Consider the following 18,730-nt stretch of genomic DNA (forward strand, 5'->3'; position numbering starts at 1 on the left):
GGTCCACGCGTCCTGTCGGCTAATACGATGAGTTCCGCAACACAAAATCGAACGCGCAGCGAGCGCGTCGCCTCGTTGCAATTGCCTCCGGGCAAGTTCCAACGATTCATCGCCCTGGTGCGTCAAAGCCATGTTTGGGTGCGATTTGCCCTTGCGCTGATCGCCGCTTTGATCATCTTGACCGTTTGCCAATGCTGGCGAGTTCCGTTTGCCTATCGCACCGGGTACATCCCGCCACGCGACATGTACGCGCGAGTCCAATTTGACGTTCCCGATCTGGCAAAAACGCAATCGGCCAAGGATCTCAAGCGTCGCAGCGTGATCGCGTTTTACAGCAACCGCAGCCTGCCGTTGACGCAGCTGCGCGAAAAGCTGAAGGACCAATTATTTCTGGTCCTCGAAGCGCCGTCGTTCGATCAATTGAGCGATTCGGCCCGCGAAGCCTGGGCGCAATTCTTCAAAGGGGACGAGACCGCAGGTCCCGATGAAACCGCCCCGGCGACATTTGCTGCGATTAAAGCGACGTTTGCCGAAGACAAAGAACTTCAGAAGTTAGATAAAGCGATTCGCTTGGCGATGTTCCCGTTTTATGAAACCGGCCTGTTGCGGAGCCTGGAGCACGAGGAGGGAGACGCCAGTTCGATTCGCGTTTATCCCGAGAACCAAGCTTCGGACATTCAATTGGTCCCGGTCGATAGGGTCCGGATCGCGCAGGCATCGCTCGATTTGAAGCAGCGAATTATCGAAGAGTTCAAGCTGCAGTTCGAGTTCGAAAAATCGCCGCGAGCGGCCAAGATCGTTGGCGACTGGCTGGCCGATCGCTTGCCCGTCACCTTGGATTACGACGAAGCACGCAGCGAAGAAGCACGCAAAATGGCGGCCGATGCGGTCCCGGATGTTTTGACGACCTATTACCCTGGCCGCACGTCGATCGCCCCGGCGGGCAAACCGCTGGGTAAACAACAACTGGATCTTCTGCAATCCGAATGGAATGCATTGCAAGGCTCGCGATCGCTCACCGATGGCGTGATGCGTTTAATCGCTTATGCCGGCATGCTCGGTGCGCTCTATCTGCTGTGCGGATCGTACATCTATTTTGTCCACGACCCGGTGTTGATCACCGATGTCGGCAAACTGACCCGGCTGCTCTCTTTGGTCGTTATGGTGATCGCCGCCTGTTGGTATGCATCGGCTGATAAATGGCAGGCCGAAGTGATCCCATTGGTGATCGGAGCGATCACGGCCACGGTCGCTTACGGTCGCGAATTGGCGCTGCTGGTGATGGCCGCCGTCGCACTGGCGGTTACGCTGCTGATCGGGCAAGACCTGCCCGATCTGGTCGTCCTGTCGGCCGCCACGCTCAGCTGCATCCTCTTGTTGGGACGAATCCGCACGCGAACGCGATTGATCACGATTGGCGCCGGCGCGGCGTTGGTCACTGCGGCCACCGTGATCGGCGTTGGCGTCGTCGCCGGTCAATCATTGGGTTCGGGCGAACCAACCAACGTGACCGAAGGGATCTATCAATCGCTGGGGCTAGGGGCGTTGATGGTCGAATTGTCCAAGGGCTCGGTTTGGTCGGGAACGTTGGTGCTGGTCGCCAGCATGTTGATGACCGGTTTGCTTCCGTTTGTCGAAAAGATTTTCCGCGTCCAGACCGATTTGAGCCTGCTGGAATTGGGCGACGCCAGCCATCCGCTGCTGCGTCAACTGGCACAGCGGGCTCCGGGTACCTACAACCACTCGATCAATGTCGCCTCGATCGCCGAAGCGGCTGCCGACGCGATCGGTGGCAACGGACTGCTGGTTCGCGTGGGAGCCTATTTCCACGACATCGGTAAGATTTTCAAGCCCGATTATTTCATCGAGAATCAAGGGGGCGGCCCCAACCAACACGATTCGCTGCAACCGGCGATGAGCACGTTGGTCATCATCGCGCATGTGAAAGACGGTGCCGACCTGGCCCGTTCGCATCATCTGCCCGAACCGATGATCGATTTCATCCTGCAGCATCACGGGACGACGCTTGTCGAGTACTTCTACCGCGAAGCGAAGGAACGAAGCGAGGAGAGTCCGAACAAGGAAGAGGTTTCCGACAAGGACTTCCGTTACCCGGGGCCAAAACCGCGATCGTTGGAAGCGGCGGTCTTGATGTTGTCCGACGGTGTGGAGAGCGCCAGCCGGACGCTTGTCGATCCGACGCCTGCCCGCATCAAGAGCTTGGTCGAACAGATCGCCATGAAGCGACTGACCGATGGCCAATTCGACGAATCGGGGCTGACGCTGAAACAACTCGATCGCGTCAAACAGAGCTTGGTCAAATCGCTGACGGCGATCTATCATGCTCGCGTCAAATACCCAGGCCAACAGACGGCGTGATCTCGCGGCCGAACGAGTGCGGAACTGCAGCGACAGTTCAAACGTTGAATCAAACACCTATTCCCGAATACGCAGAGAGCTTGAAGAACATGGAAGTCGACGATGTCCTGGATCGCGGGAGCCGCCAACAGTGAACGACCAAGACGATGACTTGAAGATCGAAATCAACATCCAACACACGGCGTCGTTCATCGACAGCGCCGCGTTGGAAAACGCTGTCCGCTTGGTTGCCGACACCTATGGAATCGTCCGCGGCGAGATCAGCATTGGTGTCGTCGATGACGAAAACATGCAGCGATTGAACCAGAAGTTTTTGCAGCACGATTACACGACCGATTGCTTGAGTTTTGTCTACGAGGAATCGGACGACGCGATCAGTGGCGAGTTGATTTTATGCGCCGATTACGCCAGTCGCGAAGCGGTGGAATTCGATTGGCAACCCGAATCGGAACTGTTGCTTTACGCAGTGCATGGGATGCTGCATCTGATGGGGATGGAAGACAGTACCGACGAAGGTCGTCAGGCGATGCGTGACGAAGAGCGTGAGATCCTGTCTCGACTGGGCATCGAAGGAGCTCAGCGACACGGTCTTCCGGCGAACTCTAACCCGAGCGAGAAATGTTAGAACTTCAGTTGATCGTGGCAATCGCGGTCATCGGATTTGTAATGGGGACAACCGGCGGTCTAGGCGCCGAATTACTAAATCGCTTTATCGGCCGATCGCTGGAAGCGTATTGCCGACTGCAGGGCCGTCGCAATCGTTTCGGCGACGTGCTAGATCGACAAGAAGACGCCACCCGTGGCGCTCTCTATCTACGGATCATCGGCAACGTGCTGTTCCTCTCCTGTGGAACGATCGCCGTGATCGCGCCCAGCGGTTCCGCAGATGGAATCGATGGCGGCAAGTTGGTCTCTTGGATCGTTGTTGCCAGTGTGCTGGTGATGTTCACGCATCTGTGGTTGCCCGCGGCGGTGACCCGTTTTGCATCGGCGCCAGTCCTTTACCAAACCTGGCCTTTCTGGAACGGTTTGGCGTACGTGATGCAACCGCTTTCGATCCCCGGCGCGGTGATCGAATGGTTCGCCAGGCGGTTGTCGGGGCAGGAGGAGGATGAATCCGAAGAGGAAGAACTGCTCGAAGACGAGATCCGCACGATCATCACCGCGGGCACTCGCGATGGCCACTTTGGGCCGGGAGTTCGCGAGATGATCCAAGGGGTGATGGACATGCACGACGACAGCGTGTCGCACATCATGACCCCGCGCAGCGATGTCGATGCGATCGAAATCGATACGCCATGGCCGGAGATTTTGAAGGTCGTCGTCGAATCCGGACGGACCCGTCTGCCGGTCTATCGCGAGAACCTGGACAACGTCGTCGGCGTGTTGTACGTCAAAGACCTGTTGTCGGAATTGAGCATTCTGAAAGATCCCAACGTCCCCTTGGAAAAACTGCTGCGGCGAACGTGGACCGTTCCCGCCTCCAAACGGGTCGACGAACTGTTGCAAGAATTCCTGCACAGCCGCAGCCACATGGCGATCGTGCTGGACGAACGACATCAGTTTTCCGGCGTCGTCACGATCGAGGACTCCTTGGAAGAAATCGTCGGTGAGATCGTCGACGAATCGGACGATGAAGAGCAGACCGATTTCCATATCGTCGACGAACAGACGGCCGATATGTCGGGCCGGATGATGGTCGACGAGGTCAACGAACGACTGGGTTGGCAATTAGCCGAATCGGACGATTACGAAACGATCGCCGGTTACGTGCTGCACCACGCCGGCTACATGCCTCGACAAGATGAAGCGATCGAATTGGGGCCGCTGGAAATCAAGGTCCTACGAGCCACATCGCGCCAACTGGAACGACTGCGGTTGCGTAACGTGGGCCCCTCGGCGCTCGAAGCGGGTTGAGCTCGCAGCCGGCCACACGATCCCCTCGCTCGCCATCGACCGACAGAAGGCATTGGTGCCGCTGGGGCGTGAACCAAACGATGTGATCTCCCATCGCAGACTGCATTCCCCACCGGCTCAGCAGCGGTTCCCGGGAATCAAGCGCAGCGGCCTTCCACGTCTCGTTCCGCCGACGAACCGTCGCCTCTTAATCGCTACGCTTTTCAACGTGAACAAAACGGAAGAAGCCGAGCGTCAACCGTTCGTCGCTGCCGGCTCGCGTGGTCGTCGAAAACAACAGGTAGTTGTGATAATCGACGACCGAATCGCTGAACGATTCGGCAAACGCAGTACCGATTCGTACCAGCGAGCTATCGCTTCCTTCCGCGGAATAGGGCGCGAGCGTTTCGGCGGCCAGCTTCCGCACGTGATCTTCTTTCGTTGGATTCGTCAGGGCGAGCGCAACGGTCACACCGCCAAGCACGATCCCGGTTTGAAACTTAAAAGGCATCTTTATTATCTTTGCACGAAGGGCTTGGTGGTTAAAAGACGTTTGCGTTGGATTGCCGGATCAGTCGTTGTCGACAAGCGATCGGCGCAACTCGGCGGCCAGGAAAAAGGAGCCGCAGATCACGACGACGCCCGCATCACCAGCGCGATGGCGGGCAACTTGCAAAGCATCGTGCGAATTCTCGACCACTTCCCAACTCTGGCCAACCACTTCCGAAGCGATCGCCGCCAAATCTTGAGGCGGATACCAGCGTGGGTTGGTTCGATACCGAGTCAGCACGATCTGTTTGACGTTTCGCGCCAAGATAGGCAACATCTCGCGAACGTCTTTGTCGTGGCTGGTGCCAAACACCGCGACGACATTTTGCGACTCAAACCGCTCGGCCAAGACAGCAGCCAGCGCTTCTACCGAATCGCGGTTGTGCGCGGTATCCAGAATGACAATCGGCTTGCCGGGGAAGAATTCAATTCTGCCCGGAACACTGACGGTGGCCAACGCTTGGCGACATGCGGACTCGGGAAACTGTAGCGACTCGGGAGCGTTCAGATTCCAACAATCGGCGATCGCTAACGCCACGGCCGCATTGTGGGCCTGATGCAAACCAGCCATCGCCAGCGGGCAAGCGGCGTGCTGGCGAAGGGGCAGCGGAGCGGTTGGACTCGGTTGGAAATCGAAACAGGCCAACGCCGCGCTGGCCGATGGCGGATCGCGACGGACGCTGAAATCGCGATCGAGCTGCAGCAAGGGAGCCTGCCGTTGAGCGGCGATCCGACGTATCACCTCGGCGGCGTCGGGGTTCAACACACCGCTGACCACGGGGACGCCCGGTTTGATGATCCCCGCTTTTTCCGTGGCGATCTGTTGGACCGTATCGCCCAACAGATTTTGATGATCCAATCCGATGCTGGTGATCGCAGTGACCTCCGGAGAACAGACGTTTGTGCTGTCCAGACGCCCCCCCAATCCAACCTCCAACACGGCGACTTCACAACCCGAGCGGCGAAAGTGTTCGATCGCGACCGCCGTGGTCAGTTCAAAAAATGTGGCATCCCCTTCGCCCCGATGCCGGATCGCATCGGCGGCCGTACGGACGCAATCGATCAACGAAACCATCTGCTGTTGTGTCGCCGGTTCCCCATCGACGCGAAATCGCTCCTCCAACGACTCCAGATGGGGCGACGTGTAGAGGCCACATCGCAGCCCGGCCTGGGTGGCGATCGCGGCGACCATCGACGCGGTGCTCCCCTTCCCCTTGGTACCCCCGATATGCACGATCTTCAGACTCGCTTGCGGATCGCCCATTTCGGCCAACAACGCCTGCATCCGCGCCAGCTTCATCGGGTGCTGCGGGGAGGGTTTGCTGAGCCGTTCGTAATTGATCCGACCATATAAATAGTCCAACGACTGGGCGTACGACCGTCCGGGCTGAGAGAGTGCTTGTTGGTCGTCGGGCATGTTTGTATCGTGCTGCGTCACTTGCGAAGGTTCCTAATCCTGGAAGTTCGTTAGCGATGAATGAACCGCCAGTCCTGTTTTCACGTATTGAACCCGTTCTCGGCTCGTCCATGCGGTCCGTGAACACGCATTTTAGCTCTGTTTTACTTCGTTTTCCCATACAGAATCTGAAAGACTCAAGTGGATATCGACTCGACAGCCGTCGCCGATGGCACTGAGGATTCGAATGCAAAATCGGATTCCTCCAGCGTTGTTATTGAAACACGAAGCCTCAGCAAAGTCTATCGTGACTTCTGGGGACGCAAAAAGGTCCAAGCGCTCAAGCCATTGGACATTGAGGTCAAGCAAGGCGAGATCTTTGGTCTGCTGGGCCCCAACGGTAGCGGCAAGTCGACGACGATCAAGCTGATCTTGGGACTGCTGTTCCCGACCAGCGGCCGCGTGCTGGTCTTCGATCAAGACGCCACCGAAACAAAAAAGAACGAACGGATCGGATATCTACCCGAAGAGTCCTATCTTTACAAGTTCCTCAACGCCGAAGAGACGCTCGACTTCTACGGTCGTTTGTTCGATCTGTCCGCCTCCCAGCGAGCGGCCCGAGTCGACGAATTGATCAAGATGGTCGGCCTCGATAAAGCTCGCCATCGCCAACTGCGCGAATACTCCAAAGGTATGACCCGCCGCGTTGGCCTGGCTCAAGCATTGGTCAACGATCCCGACCTGATCCTGTTGGACGAACCAACCACCGGTTTGGATCCGATCGGTACTCGCGAGATGAAGGACCTGATCCTGCGGCTTCGCGACGAGGGCAAAACGATCCTGTTGTGCAGCCATCAATTGGCCGACGTGCAAGACGTTTGCGACCGCGTGGCGATCCTGCACCAGGGTGAACTCAAGGAATTGGGCCGCGTCGATGAACTGCTGAAGGTTAAAGACGTCACCGAGATCCATGCCCGCGGGCTCTCCGATGCAGCCAAGCAAGAGATCCAAGCGGTGATCGATCGCAACGGCGGCACCACCGATTACATGGATAATCCGACCGCCACGATGGAAGAGCTGTTCTTGCAGATCGTTCGCGAAAGCGACGAGCGTCCTGGAATGCGACGCGTCTCGGAGCGTGATTTGCAGGAGGGAGACAAATAATGACGCTTCAGCCGGAAGACTTCTGGTCATTTACCGAGTGGTTGTTGCGGCCGGGGGCTTTCCTGGAAAGCGCTCTGTTGCAAGGGATCGCGCTGATCGTGCTGGCGATCATCGCCGGGTTGGTGGTCGGTTATTTGATCGCCGCTGCCCGCTATGGACCAAGCGAAGGTTTTTACAGCGTCGCGCGGATCGTTCGCGAATTCGTTCGCGAAGATGCCCCTGGCACCTCGCCGCGGCGGATCTATGCACTCGCCCGTCTCGCCTTCAAAGAAGCGATTCGACGCAAGGTCTTGTTTGTCGTCGGATTGTTTATCGTCCTGTTGATGTTTGCCGGTTGGTATCTGGATCCCAAAAGCGACGATCCGGCGCGGCTGTACATCAGTTTTGTACTGACGTCGACCAATTATCTGTTGCTGATGTTGGCGCTGTTCATCAGTACCGCCAGCTTGCCGAACGACATCAAAAATAAAACGATCTACACGATCGTCACCAAACCGGTTCGCACCACGGAGATCATCCTGGGGCGCGTCTTCGGATTCGTCGGCGTCGGTACGCTGATGATCGTGCCGATGGCGATCGCCAGTTACTTCTTTGTCACCGGCGACCTCGATCACACCCATGAAATCGAGACGACAACGGTCCTTTCCGATGACACCGTCGTCGGGCAAACAACCGACCTGCGAGGGCACCGGCACTCCTTCACCCTCGATTCGGATGGTTATGGTGCGACCGATACGCAGCGAGGTCACCAACACGCGGTCTTCCGCGATGGCGATACGATTCAGGTCGGCAGCGCTCAAGGCATGCTTCGCGCTCGTGTCCCTGTCTATGGTGAAATGCAGTTCTTCGACCGTTCGGGACGGCACGCTGACAAAGGGATCAACGTTGGATATGAAGACCGCAAGGGTGGTTACGGATCGGCGGGCCTGTCTCGCTTGGTCAACACCGGCGGCACGCAAGCTCGCCGCATCGAACACGGTTATGTCGAAGGGGCGTCGTTGAGTCGCGCCGAATACACGTTCTCCAACGTCACCCCGGCGGAGTATCCCGAAGGAATTCCGATCGAGTTCACGCTGCGAGCCTTCCGGTCGCTGAAGGGGGATATTATCACGGGCGTTCAAGGAACGCTGACAGTTCAACATCCGACCAAACCGATCGAGAGCAATCCGTTCCGGTTTGAAGTTAAAGAGTTCCAGGTCGACGATCAATTCATCCCGCTGGAAATGGAAGGGACCAACGTCACCGAGACCGGTACCCTGAATCTGTACGAAGATCTGGTCGATGAAAACGGGCAGGTCAAGATCGTCGTCCGCTGTATCGATCCAGGCCAGTACTTGGGCATGACGCAAAGCGATCTGTACCTCAAGCCGGCGGAAAATTCGTTCGCTTGGAACCTCGCCAAAGGCTTTATCAGCATCTGGTTGCAGATGGTTTTGATCATCAGCTTTGGCGTGATGTTCAGTACCTTCCTGAACGGTTCGGTGGCGATGCTGGCCACGTTCATCTGCGTCGTTCTCGGCTTCTCAGCGGAAAGTATCTACGAAGCTCGCTATAATCAAGTGGTGGGACGGAACATGGGTGGCGGTCCGATCGAATCGGTCGTCCGATTGTTGCGACAAGATGCATTCACGACCGAATTGGACGTCGAATCCGCCCCCAAGATGATCATTCAAGGTGTCGACGGAGTGATCATGTACTGCTTGGACTTGATCGCCACGGCACTCCCCAACTTGCCCAAAATGATGCAGACCGCGGAATTTGTGGCGAGTGGATTTGATGTGCTCGGCGGCCTGTTGGCCAGGCATGTCGCAACGACCTTGTGTTATCTAATTATGACCTGCATTATTGCATACTTCTTCCTTAAAACACGGGAGATCGCAGCGTGAACCGCAATGCTGCTTGGCGTCGGAAAATGATCTACCTAGGCATCATCGTGGTGATGCTGCTGCCCCTGTACCTGTTGGGTCAACCTGCCACTGGCAGCACGACCGGCGGTGGTGGTGGCAGTCTCGCTCGGTTGCAGGACGAATTAAATTTGTCCGTTGCCGACTTGGGTGAGATCGATCCGGCCAGTGAATCGATGAAACTGGCGACACTCGGAATGCGCGGGGTTGCCGCGACCGTGTTGTGGCAGAAGTCGCACGATTACCAACGCTACCAGGAATGGGACCGTTTGAGTGCCACGCTGAACCAGATCGCGCTGCTGCAACCACACTTTGAAAAGGTGTGGGAGTATCAGGCGCATAACCTTTCGTACAACGTGTCGGTCGAATTCGACGATTACCGCCAACGTTACAAATGGGTCAAACAGGGAACCGATTTCTTGACGCGGGGTGTCAAGTTGAATCGCCGCGAACCGCGGCTGGTTTGGTTCACCGGTTGGTTCTACGGTCAGAAGATCGGCATGTCCGACGAGAAGACCCAGTTCCGCGAACTGTTCCGCAACGATGAAGCCTTCCACGAGAAGATCCTCAATGATGGAATCGGAATCAATGGTCCCGATGCTCGCGGGCCCGATGGCAAACCGGACAACTGGCTCGTCGGCCGGCTGTGGTTGTACCGCGGGTACGACCTGGTCGACAGCGGCGTCCCGTTGATCAACAAGAGTCCGTTGACGTTCTACGACATCGGGCCGAAGTGGCGGATCCGTTTCGCCGATGCGATCGAAGACGAAGGAACCTTGGATGAATCAGCCAAGTTCGCGTGGCAGGCTGCCAACAAGGACTGGGATTCGTTTGGCCAACGCGATATCGAAACCACCGAAGGCTTCACGATCAAACTCGGATCGGTCGAAACGTCCCGGTTGCGAGTGGCTGATATCGAACGCCAATTCGATGAACTGACCGGCAACCGCCGCGAGGAGATTCGCAAACAGCGTTTTGGGAAATTGAGCCAAGAGGTTCAAGATGCCTTTAACACCCCCGATGAAGAAAAGACTCCCGAACAATTCCGGATGGTCTTTGAGAATACCGCCAAACTGGCGGCGTCGATGAAAGAAGTCGCGTTGGAGCTGGAAAAGAGCAAACAGCTGACCGGGCTTCGATTGGCTGAAGAATACGCGACTGCCGACCGTTATGCCAAAAAGGTCGATGCCTATCGACGGCAAACGAACTATCCCTACTGGGAAGGACGTTGCATCGCTGAACAGGACGATCGCACGATCGATGCGCGGCGTTTTGTCATGGAGGCAAACGAATTGCTCGACGAAGCCGAACTCGACAAAGCGATCGAGAAATTCGATCTCGCCTGGGACGCTTGGTCTAGCGTCTACGAAGACCATCCTCTTCTGGTGAGCGACGAAAGCGCTATGGATCTGATGAGTTCGATTCGGCGGTACGCTCGGATGCTCGACGAAGAGGATCTGCCGGAGGACTTCCCGTTGACTGTCTTTGTCGAAATGCAAAACGAAGACAACGAAGACGCCGACGAATACTCCCGTCGCTTCGCCGCTTGGAAAGAAAAACAAGCCGAAGCGAAAGCCAAAGCGACACAAGCCGAGGCAGACAAGGAGAAACCAGCAGCGGAAGAACCCAAAGATCCGCCAGCTGAAAAGCCTGAGATGAAAGAGACTCCGGCGGAGAAGGAGTCGGCTGACAAGAAAGCCGACGACAAGAAAGCCGACGACAAGAAAGCCGACGACAAGAAAGCCGACGACAAGAAAGCCGACGACAAGAAAGCCGACGACAAGAAAGCCGACGACAAGAAAGCTGACGACAAGAAAGCTGACGACAAGAAAGCTGACAACAAGAAAGCTGACGACAAGAAAGCTGACGACAAGAAAGCTGACGACAAGAAAGCTGACGACAAGAAAGCTGACGACAAGAAAGCTGACGACAAGAAAGCTGACGACTCAAAGGCTGACGACTCAAAGGCTGACGACTCAAAGGCTGACGACTCAAAGGCTGACGACTCAAAGGCTGACGACTCAAAGGCTGACGACTCAAAGGCTGACGACTCAAAGGCTGACGACTCGACGTCGGAAGAAAAATAGCTTGGGCAGCGCGTTGGGGCTTCTTTTTGCAGCCCCACGACAGTTCTTAAATCTGAGAGGATTCAGGGCTCGCTACGCCAGCCAATCGCTCCGATCATCGCTTGATGGTCGGAGCGTTCTATAGCTTTCTCCAGCACAGCCCGCTGCAGACCATCGCCCAGCGGGTGCCCCAAACCAACGGAACGCTGGTTAACGTCTGGATTCGTCGCAGCTGCAACTGCCTCGTTTCCTTTAACCCTTTCTACGAAAGCGGCCAGCGGCTGCCAGGGTGTTGAGCGACGACGTTAGGTTTCGTTGAAGTTCCTGCCGCCGCGACCGGCGACTGCGGATTCTCCAACTCCCGCATCTTTGCCGAACAGGCAGGACACTGCTCGATGTGTCGCTGGAATGCGTCCTGGGTTTCCGGCTCCAGATCGCCGCGGACGTATTGCGGCAATTGCGCCTGAATCTCGCCGCAATCCATCACCCCAAAAGGGCAGGGCGTCGGAGCGTTAGGGTCTGTTTGAGCCCAGACGCCGAGCCCGAGACAGCCGACCAGCAGCGTTGGCAAGACGACGCGTCGGACCGTTTTCCGTCGTCGCTCGCGGCGTTGGCGTCGCACGAATTGGCTGAGAGTGCCGGGGGCGCAGCGCGTCCAGTCATCCGCCCTTCCGAACGGGGTGGGAGGCTCTTGATGATTCATAACACCATTTCCTTCTGGAGTGATGTGTGGGGGCGGGAGCGGAACCGGCGGCAAGGGGCGGGGATCCGCCGCGAATGGTTCCGGGCGAGCGTCTTCATGACGTCCGCTCTGACCAATCGTCCATTTCCCAACGATTCCGGTCTGTGCAGCAGCTCACATTCACATAGTTCTTCGTGCGGAATTTCGCTCTACGGGCTGGCACCGAACATATTCAACCGTCACGGCAAGAACATCCCCTGTCGATTTGGCGGTAAACTTTTCCCTGTAAGGATGGCGACGGTTACGCGTCTATCTCTTGAACACAAGGGCGACGCTGCAGTTTTCCTCAAAGGCGATTTAGCTCCGATCCTGGTTTTCCACCAACGATGCCATTCACCACGCGGTGGCCTCCGGTTCTCCAGCAGATGGCTCGCGATTGCGCTCAGGCAGGTTTGCCGCAAGACAAACCGCAAATCGACCGGCAGCCACCCCCAGTTCGCTCACCCCTGTTTTTCAAGCAAAGGAAAGATCTACGATGCCACGTCTAAAAACAATTGGCCCCAACGAAGCTCAGCCACCGTTGAAGGCAATCTACGACGATTTGACATCCCAGATGGGAAAGGTCGTCAACATTTTTCAAGGCATGGGAAACAGCCCCGCCGCCTTAAAAGCTTATCTGTCGATGTCCGCTGCGCTGGCCGAAGGCGATCTCTCGCCGGAGGATCGCGAGATCATCTACCTGGCGGTCAGCGAACAGAACGGATGCCATTACTGCGTCTCGGCGCATGCGATGTTGGCCAAGCGGGTTGGTTTAGCCGACGACGCGATCCGCGCCGCGCGGCAGTTCCAATCAAGCGACCCCAAGCACGAAGCGTTACTTACCTTCGTCCGCCGCGTGATCGCCAGCAGGGGATTTGTCAGCGACGAGGAGTTGCAAGGTGTCAAATCAGCCGGCTACAGCGATGGCCAAATTGCCGAAGCGGTCGGCTACATCGGCTTGGCGACCTTCTCGAACCTCTTCAACCACGTCAACGGCACGGAACTCGACTTCCCCGCCGCCGAACAACTGTAAAGAGATAGAGAGAGTCGCCACCATCGTCGCCCCGTCGCAATGTGAGCCCTCCGGCCCCCGAGCCCGGAGGGCGGCACATCTAATGCCGGTGGTGTAAACCACCGGTGCTTCTACCCGACCAGCTATCTCCTGAGCCCGCAGGGCGGCACATCTAACGCCGGTGGTGTAAACCACCGGTACCGCTGAGCCGCGCTGCATCAAAGGCCAGAGGCCGACACAAAACATCTGTCGGCCTCCGGCCTAGTGCATTTTGCTGGTCCTTCGATCCGGTGGTTTACACCACCGGCAGGGAATGTGTCGGCCTCCGGCCTAGAAAACTCCCTATACATTACCTCTCACCTACTATCTCCTAAGCCCGGAGGGCGGCACATCTAATGCCGGTGGTGTAAGCCACCGGTGCCGCAGAGAGGACCGCCCCCATGTCGTCGCTTCGCGACTCGTGGCGGATCGTTTGTCGCAGACCTGGGACTTGCGTCCCAGGCTAACACATCTCGTCGCTTCGCGACTGACCTGATTTGCAGTGGCGAAGCCACGCCATGCAACAGCATGGGACGCAAGTCCCAGGAATCCTCGGCGGCAAAATAACTTCACCCGCCCGGCGGCAGCCGGGAGGGTCGAAAAACGAGCGCCGAGCTAGTTTTTCGGGGAGGGCTTTCCGATGGGATCGAACGACGCAGATTGGCCGCGTGACAGCCAGCCCCGAACCTCGCTGCGCTGGTTCGACCCTCCCTTTCAAACTGCGTTTGGGGGAGCGGTGAAGCGTGGTTTGCATGATATCCGCCAGCGGCGGTTTGTCACTCGCTCGACACGCGGTTGAGCGCTTTGGTCGCCGCCTCTAGCACGCGCGGCGAGAGCTTGATGTAGCCGAGCGAGTCGCTGAAGCCTTGTCCCTCTTCGAGGCACCAGGCGACAAAATGCTCGACAGCTTCCCCCTTCTCGGAACTGGCGTAGTTCTCGTATAGCAACAACCAAGTCAACGTCACGATCGGATACGAATCGTCTCCCTTTGGATCGGGAAAGAAGGCCTGCAAATTCTCCGGCAGCTCGGCGTTCTCGAGCGTTTGCATCCCGCTTTGGCCGGTGGGAGCTACAAACTTTCCGGCTCGGTTTTCCAGCGACGCCATCTGCAGCTTGGCGTGTTCGGCGATCCCGTACTGGACATATCCGATCGATCCATGGGAGCGTTGGATCTGGCCGGCGACGCCGCCGTTGCCGTTGGCCAACATCGTCGAACCGGGCCAATCGATCAACTTCCCCGTCCCCGGTCCCTCCGTTTTCCATTGTTCGCTGATCGTGCTCAAGTGGTTAGTAAACGCATACGTCGTCCCGCTGCCGTCCTGACGTGCAACGACGACGATGTCCAAGGCGGGCAGCTGCAAGTTGGGGTTGTCGTCGACGATCCGGCTGTCGTTCCAACGCTTGATCTCCCCAAGGAAGATGTCGACATAGACGTCGCGGCTCAGCTTCAGCGGTTCGGTCAAATCGGGAAGGTTGTAAGCGAGGACCAAAACGCCGCCGGTGACCGGAATCCGCACCGCCCCTGGCGAGACCTTCGCCTCTTCGTCGGGCAACAACCCCGCATCGCTACCGCCAAAGTCGACGGTCCCAGCGATAAATTGATCGACGCCATCGCCGCTCCCCGTCGCAGCGTAAGCGACATGCCGATCGGGGAACGCCGCCTGATACTCTTGGATCCATTTTTTGTAGAGCGGCGCTGGAAAGGTCGCCCCCGCGCCACGGATCCCCAACGTTTCATCCACCGGGTTGTCGGAAGCCGGCTTGTTGCAGCCGACAAAAACAGCCATCGCGGCGATTACCAACATCAACTTGATTCGGACATTCATCGATCGGATCCCTCTTGCCAATTTTTGAATCAATCTAAAACGGTTAGCGCCGACCGGCGACGATTTGCATCTTGGAACCGCTCGCAAAAATGCGCACCACGTTTTTACGGACAACAGCCATTTGCCTTCCCACGCGACGGCCCCACAACAATCACCTTTACCGACTCGCATCGGAATCCCCAGCGATGTCCGCATCGCCGCTCTACCCACATAGCGCTTCCAATGAGCGATGTAAACGCGAACGTGCCATCCCAATCGGGCGACCGGGGACCGATGCATTAGCCATCCCCAGCGGAGCGAACGCGTCGGGCTCACTCCGAAACCCGCGCAATGGGACAACCGCAAACCAAACCAACGACCAAATCGCTGATCTACGATCGACGATATTAATAGGCAAGTCGCCTGTCAAGATACACCACTGGAGCGGTTTCCCGCTTCTCTCCCGATCTCCTTGGCCGCCTGCGTCTGGAGCGTTTAAAAATTAACGCTTCCTTAACCCGCTCTTCACACCCCCAACGGTCATTGCTGCCCAAACGTGGTTCACTGCAAACCGACGGTTTGCACCCTGTCACTTATACGCAAGTCGCCGACAACGGCGAAAGGGACAGGAACATTCCTCACAGGCCTGGCGCGGGCCGAAGGTCCAGCAATTTGCATAGCCCAGCCTGCAGGGCTGGGTATCAGCCGACGGCGCCCTGTTTCATTTCACAACGGGCGAAGGGGCAACGCCCCGGGGTAGGTGGTGACAATCGACCGGGCCTACAGCCCAACCACGTCAATCATCGCCACTAGAACCCAGGCCGATGGCCTGGGCTATGCAAATGGCCGAGCCTGCGGCCCGGACTCGGATGAATGCGATGTGGAACGGCCTGCGACGAACGAAAGACTTCTCACTAGACTGGCAAGCGTTCGGTCGCGACAACTCACAATGACTTACGTATAACTGCCAGGGTTTGCACCACCGGCAGAGAATGCGACGGCCTCTGGCCTGCCCCCCCCCGATTACCTCCTCGCTGTTACCTCCGGAGCCCGGAGGGCGCCAAATCTAATGCCGGTGGTGTAAACCACCGGTACCGCAGAGCCGCGCTGCACAAAGGCCGGAGGCCGACACAAACATCTGCCGGCCTCCAGCCTGGTGTTTTTTGCTGGTGCTTCGATCCGGTGGTTTACACCACCGGCAGGGAATGTGTCGGCCTCCGGCCTAGAAAACTCCCAATGCATTACCTCTCACCTACTGTCTCCTAAGCCCGCAGTGCGGCACATCCAATGCCGGTGGTGCAAACCACCGGTGAGGCAAAGAGGACCGCCCCCATGTCGTCGCTTCGCGACTCGTGGTGACGCGTTTATTCTTAGACCTGGGACTTGCGTCACCAGGCTAACACCTCTCCTCGCTTCACGACTGAGGTGCGTTGCAGTGGCGAAGCCACGCCATGCAACAGCCAGGGGACGCAAGTCCCAGGAATCCTCGGCGGCAACCAATCACTTCACCCGCCCGGCGGAGCTGGGAGGGTCGAAAAACGAGCGTTTAGCTAGTTTTTCGGGGAGGGCCATCCCATGGGATCGAACGACGTCGAATTGCCGCGCGACACACCTCCCCGAACCTCGCTGCGCTGGTTCGACCCTCCCCTACAAACTGCGTTTTTGGGAGGGTGAAGACGAGCACCATTCCGGCCTCCCAAACCACCGCTGCCGCAAAGACGCGCCCCTACCATCCCAATCCTCAATCGCTCCCATGCAAAAATTGTCAGCCGAAAATTTGCAGTCGATCGTCGATCCGATTAGGCTCTTCATCCCCCTAATGAAAGACACTAACTCAACCTCCACATCGAGAGACTACACGATGCAAATGAACCGCCTCACACGAAACACCGCCGTTGCCGCTTTTGCGATTTTTGCCGCGCTCTGCAGCAGCGTCGCTGTGACAGCCGAAGAGAACAAATCGAGCGGCGACCAGGCGGCTTGGATCTCGCTGTTCGATGGCAAGTCGATGGAGGGCTGGGAGAAGGTCGGTTCGGACGGCAGCAAATGGGAAGTCAAAGAGGGAGCGATTTGGGGATCGGGAACGCCTTCGATGCTGGTCAACACAACCGGCCCTTACAAAAACTTCCACTATCGCGCCGAGGTGAAGATCAACGACGGCGGCAACTCGGGCCTCTACTTCCGCACCACTCGGAAGCCCGGATTCTCCGACGGCTACGAAGCTCAAATCGACAGCACCCACACCGACCCGATCCGCACCGGATCGCTCTACGGTTTCTGCCACGTCTATCCACAACTGGTTAAACCGGGAACCTGGTTCACCTATGAGATCGAAGTTCGCGACGACGTCTGGCGCGGCCGCGAGATGACTCGCATCAAGATCACCGTCGACGGGAACGAGCTGTACGAATACCTCGACTTTGAAAAGACCTACGGCCCCGGCCACTTCGCCTTCCAACAGCACGACCCAGGCAGCACCGTCGCGATCCGTAAAGCCGAAGTCCAACCGCTAGCCGACTGATTGGCAGCACACGCGCTATCAACCGCCCGATCAGCCGCCACGCGTTAGCGTCCGGTTCCATCGTCCCGCGTCGACGCAATAGAACCAGACGCTAACGCGTGGCGGCTGACAGACACGATGCAGTGCTGCGGGCCCACGGGCATACACTCGACGGCGGCGGGGGAATCCGATCTATTGAATGTGGAAACATTGGCTGCGACGGCGGATCGACGCAGGCCAGTATTGATTCACCTTCTTGCACAGGAACCTCCGCGATGGATTTGGGACTCAAGAACAAGCTCGCCGTGATCACCGGATCGACCTCGGGGATTGGCCAAGCGATCGCCAAGTCGCTGTTGGACGAGGGGGCGACGGTGGTGATCAACGGCCGCAGCCAAACTTCGCTCGACCGCGCGATCAAGGAACTCGGCGGCGGCGATTCGCTGCATGGCGTCGCGGCGGACGTCTCGACAGCTGACGGGTGCGCGGCACTGGTCGCCGCAGCCGAAGCGATCGCGCCGATCGATATCCTGATCAACAACGCGGGGATCTTTGAACCGAAGCCGTTTGCGGAGATCAGCGACGAGGATTGGCAGCGGTTCTACGAAGTCAACGTGATGAGTGGCGTGCGGATGAGCCGCGCGGTGATGGGATCGATGCAGCAGCGGGGTTGGGGACGGATCGTTTTCATCTCCAGCGAATCGGCGATCAACATCCCGACCGAAATGGTCCATTACGGAATGACCAAAACCGCTCAACTGTCGATCTCTCGCGGTTTGGCCAAGACGCTCAAAGACACCGGCGTGACCGTCAACTGCGTCCTCCCCGGGCCGACGTGGAGCGAAGGGGTGGAACAGTTTGTCGAGAGCTTGGCGGGCGACCAGGACATCGAACAGGTCAAGCGTGACTTCTTTCGCGACTCCCGCGGCGGATCGTTGATCCAACGCTTTGCGAGCGTCGAAGAGGTGGCATCGCTTGTCAGCTACGTCGTCAGCCAACGCGCCTCAGCGACCACCGGCGCCGCCCTCCGCTGCGACGGCGGCCTCGTCGACACCTGCTTCTAAACAGCCCCCGCGGCTCCAATGCTGCCCCTCCGCCTCACCGCCCCACAGCGCTGAGGCCGACGCCCGGCACGCCTCATTTCTATAGGCAGAACCGCCTTCCAACGCGCCGTAAAAAAGGCCGAAGGCCGACACACGACCTGCCGGTGGCATAAGCCACCGGTCACCGCAAAACAACCTGCCTTCTTAAAGGCCGGAGGCCGACACAAAAACCTGTGCCGGCCTTCGGCCTCGTGGT

At 57.9% G+C, this 18,730-nt stretch carries 13 protein-coding genes; 9 read left to right on the forward strand and 4 right to left on the reverse strand.

The window, feature by feature from the left end; translation table 11 throughout:
- The first annotated feature begins 27 nt into the window (after positions 1-27).
- The 3 genes from EC9_RS13660 to EC9_RS13670 all read left to right on the forward strand — a co-directional run bounded on the left by EC9_RS13660 (position 28) and on the right by EC9_RS13670 (position 4,296).
- Positions 28-2,379: an HD family phosphohydrolase gene (locus EC9_RS13660; RefSeq protein WP_145346046.1), complete on the forward strand. Its 2,352-nt coding sequence runs from the start codon at positions 28-30 to the stop codon at positions 2,377-2,379.
- Between the two features lie 130 nt (positions 2,380-2,509).
- Positions 2,510-3,004 (forward strand): rRNA maturation RNase YbeY, encoded by a 495-nt coding sequence (gene ybeY / locus EC9_RS13665; protein WP_218934118.1) that lies wholly within the window; start codon positions 2,510-2,512, stop codon positions 3,002-3,004.
- On the forward strand, positions 2,998-4,296 hold the full coding sequence (locus tag EC9_RS13670; RefSeq protein WP_145346050.1) for a hemolysin family protein: 1,299 nt from the start codon (positions 2,998-3,000) through the stop codon (positions 4,294-4,296). Before ybeY ends, EC9_RS13670 begins: the two co-directional genes overlap by 7 nt.
- Positions 4,297-4,483: 187 nt before the next feature.
- Here EC9_RS13670 and EC9_RS13675 read toward each other — a convergent pair whose 3' ends face one another.
- Together EC9_RS13675 and EC9_RS13680 are read right to left on the reverse strand one after the other, a co-directional pair.
- Positions 4,484-4,786: a hypothetical protein gene (locus EC9_RS13675; protein ID WP_145346052.1), complete on the reverse strand. Its 303-nt coding sequence runs from the start codon at positions 4,784-4,786 to the stop codon at positions 4,484-4,486.
- Between the two features lie 60 nt (positions 4,787-4,846).
- Complete coding sequence (locus EC9_RS13680) at positions 4,847-6,262, reverse strand: bifunctional folylpolyglutamate synthase/dihydrofolate synthase (RefSeq protein WP_145346054.1); 1,416 nt, start codon at positions 6,260-6,262, stop codon at positions 4,847-4,849.
- Between the two features lie 159 nt (positions 6,263-6,421).
- Between EC9_RS13680 and EC9_RS13685 the strand changes: the two genes are divergently transcribed.
- The 3 genes from EC9_RS13685 to EC9_RS27305 all read left to right on the forward strand — a co-directional run bounded on the left by EC9_RS13685 (position 6,422) and on the right by EC9_RS27305 (position 11,499).
- On the forward strand, positions 6,422-7,384 hold the full coding sequence (locus EC9_RS13685; protein ID WP_145346056.1) for an ABC transporter ATP-binding protein: 963 nt from the start codon (positions 6,422-6,424) through the stop codon (positions 7,382-7,384).
- A complete protein-coding gene (locus EC9_RS13690) occupies positions 7,384-9,270 on the forward strand; it encodes an ABC transporter permease (RefSeq protein ID WP_145346058.1) in 1,887 nt (628 codons plus the stop codon). The genes EC9_RS13685 and EC9_RS13690 overlap by 1 nt, the downstream gene beginning before the upstream one ends.
- A 1,704-nt stretch (positions 9,271-10,974) precedes the next feature.
- Positions 10,975-11,499, forward strand: a complete 525-nt coding sequence (locus EC9_RS27305; protein ID WP_145349145.1) for a histone H1-like repetitive region-containing protein — start codon at positions 10,975-10,977, stop codon at positions 11,497-11,499.
- 117 nt (positions 11,500-11,616) lie between these two features.
- Here the strand turns inward: EC9_RS27305 and EC9_RS13700 are convergent, their stop codons facing one another.
- Positions 11,617-12,057: a zf-HC2 domain-containing protein gene (locus EC9_RS13700; protein WP_145346060.1), complete on the reverse strand. Its 441-nt coding sequence runs from the start codon at positions 12,055-12,057 to the stop codon at positions 11,617-11,619.
- A gap of 514 nt (positions 12,058-12,571) precedes the next feature.
- Between EC9_RS13700 and EC9_RS13705 the strand changes: the two genes are divergently transcribed.
- A complete protein-coding gene (locus EC9_RS13705; RefSeq protein ID WP_145346062.1) occupies positions 12,572-13,108 on the forward strand; it encodes a carboxymuconolactone decarboxylase family protein in 537 nt (178 codons plus the stop codon).
- A gap of 794 nt (positions 13,109-13,902) precedes the next feature.
- On the opposite strand, the gene pstS is transcribed toward EC9_RS13705, so the two are convergent.
- A complete protein-coding gene (gene pstS, locus EC9_RS13710) occupies positions 13,903-14,952 on the reverse strand; it encodes a phosphate ABC transporter substrate-binding protein PstS (RefSeq protein ID WP_145346064.1) in 1,050 nt (349 codons plus the stop codon).
- 1,840 nt (positions 14,953-16,792) lie between these two features.
- Here pstS and EC9_RS13715 point away from each other — a divergent pair.
- Both EC9_RS13715 and EC9_RS13720 read left to right on the forward strand, forming a co-directional pair.
- Complete coding sequence (locus EC9_RS13715; RefSeq protein WP_218934119.1) at positions 16,793-17,452, forward strand: 3-keto-disaccharide hydrolase; 660 nt, start codon at positions 16,793-16,795, stop codon at positions 17,450-17,452.
- A gap of 254 nt (positions 17,453-17,706) precedes the next feature.
- Positions 17,707-18,495: an SDR family NAD(P)-dependent oxidoreductase gene (locus EC9_RS13720; RefSeq protein ID WP_145346066.1), complete on the forward strand. Its 789-nt coding sequence runs from the start codon at positions 17,707-17,709 to the stop codon at positions 18,493-18,495.
- Positions 18,496-18,730: the final 235 nt, after the last annotated feature.

The organism is Rosistilla ulvae, from assembly GCF_007741475.1.
In the GTDB taxonomy this organism is placed as follows: domain Bacteria; phylum Planctomycetota; class Planctomycetia; order Pirellulales; family Pirellulaceae; genus Rosistilla; species Rosistilla ulvae.

Bases quoted from the DNA above. Each gene is read 5' to 3' on its own strand.
- EC9_RS13660 (WP_145346046.1), top strand. From the start codon at position 28: ATGAGTTCCGCAACACAAAATCGAACGCGCAGCGAGCGCGTCGCCTCG.
- EC9_RS13670 (WP_145346050.1), top strand. From the start codon at position 2,998: ATGTTAGAACTTCAGTTGATCGTGGCAATCGCGGTCATCGGATTTGTA.
- EC9_RS13675 (WP_145346052.1), bottom strand. From the start codon at position 4,786: ATGCCTTTTAAGTTTCAAACCGGGATCGTGCTTGGCGGTGTGACCGTT.
- EC9_RS13690 (WP_145346058.1), top strand. From the start codon at position 7,384: ATGACGCTTCAGCCGGAAGACTTCTGGTCATTTACCGAGTGGTTGTTG.
- EC9_RS13700 (WP_145346060.1), bottom strand. From the start codon at position 12,057: ATGAATCATCAAGAGCCTCCCACCCCGTTCGGAAGGGCGGATGACTGG.
- EC9_RS13705 (WP_145346062.1), top strand. From the start codon at position 12,572: ATGCCACGTCTAAAAACAATTGGCCCCAACGAAGCTCAGCCACCGTTG.
- pstS (WP_145346064.1), bottom strand. From the start codon at position 14,952: ATGAATGTCCGAATCAAGTTGATGTTGGTAATCGCCGCGATGGCTGTT.
- EC9_RS13715 (WP_218934119.1), top strand. From the start codon at position 16,793: ATGCAAATGAACCGCCTCACACGAAACACCGCCGTTGCCGCTTTTGCG.
- EC9_RS13720 (WP_145346066.1), top strand. From the start codon at position 17,707: ATGGATTTGGGACTCAAGAACAAGCTCGCCGTGATCACCGGATCGACC.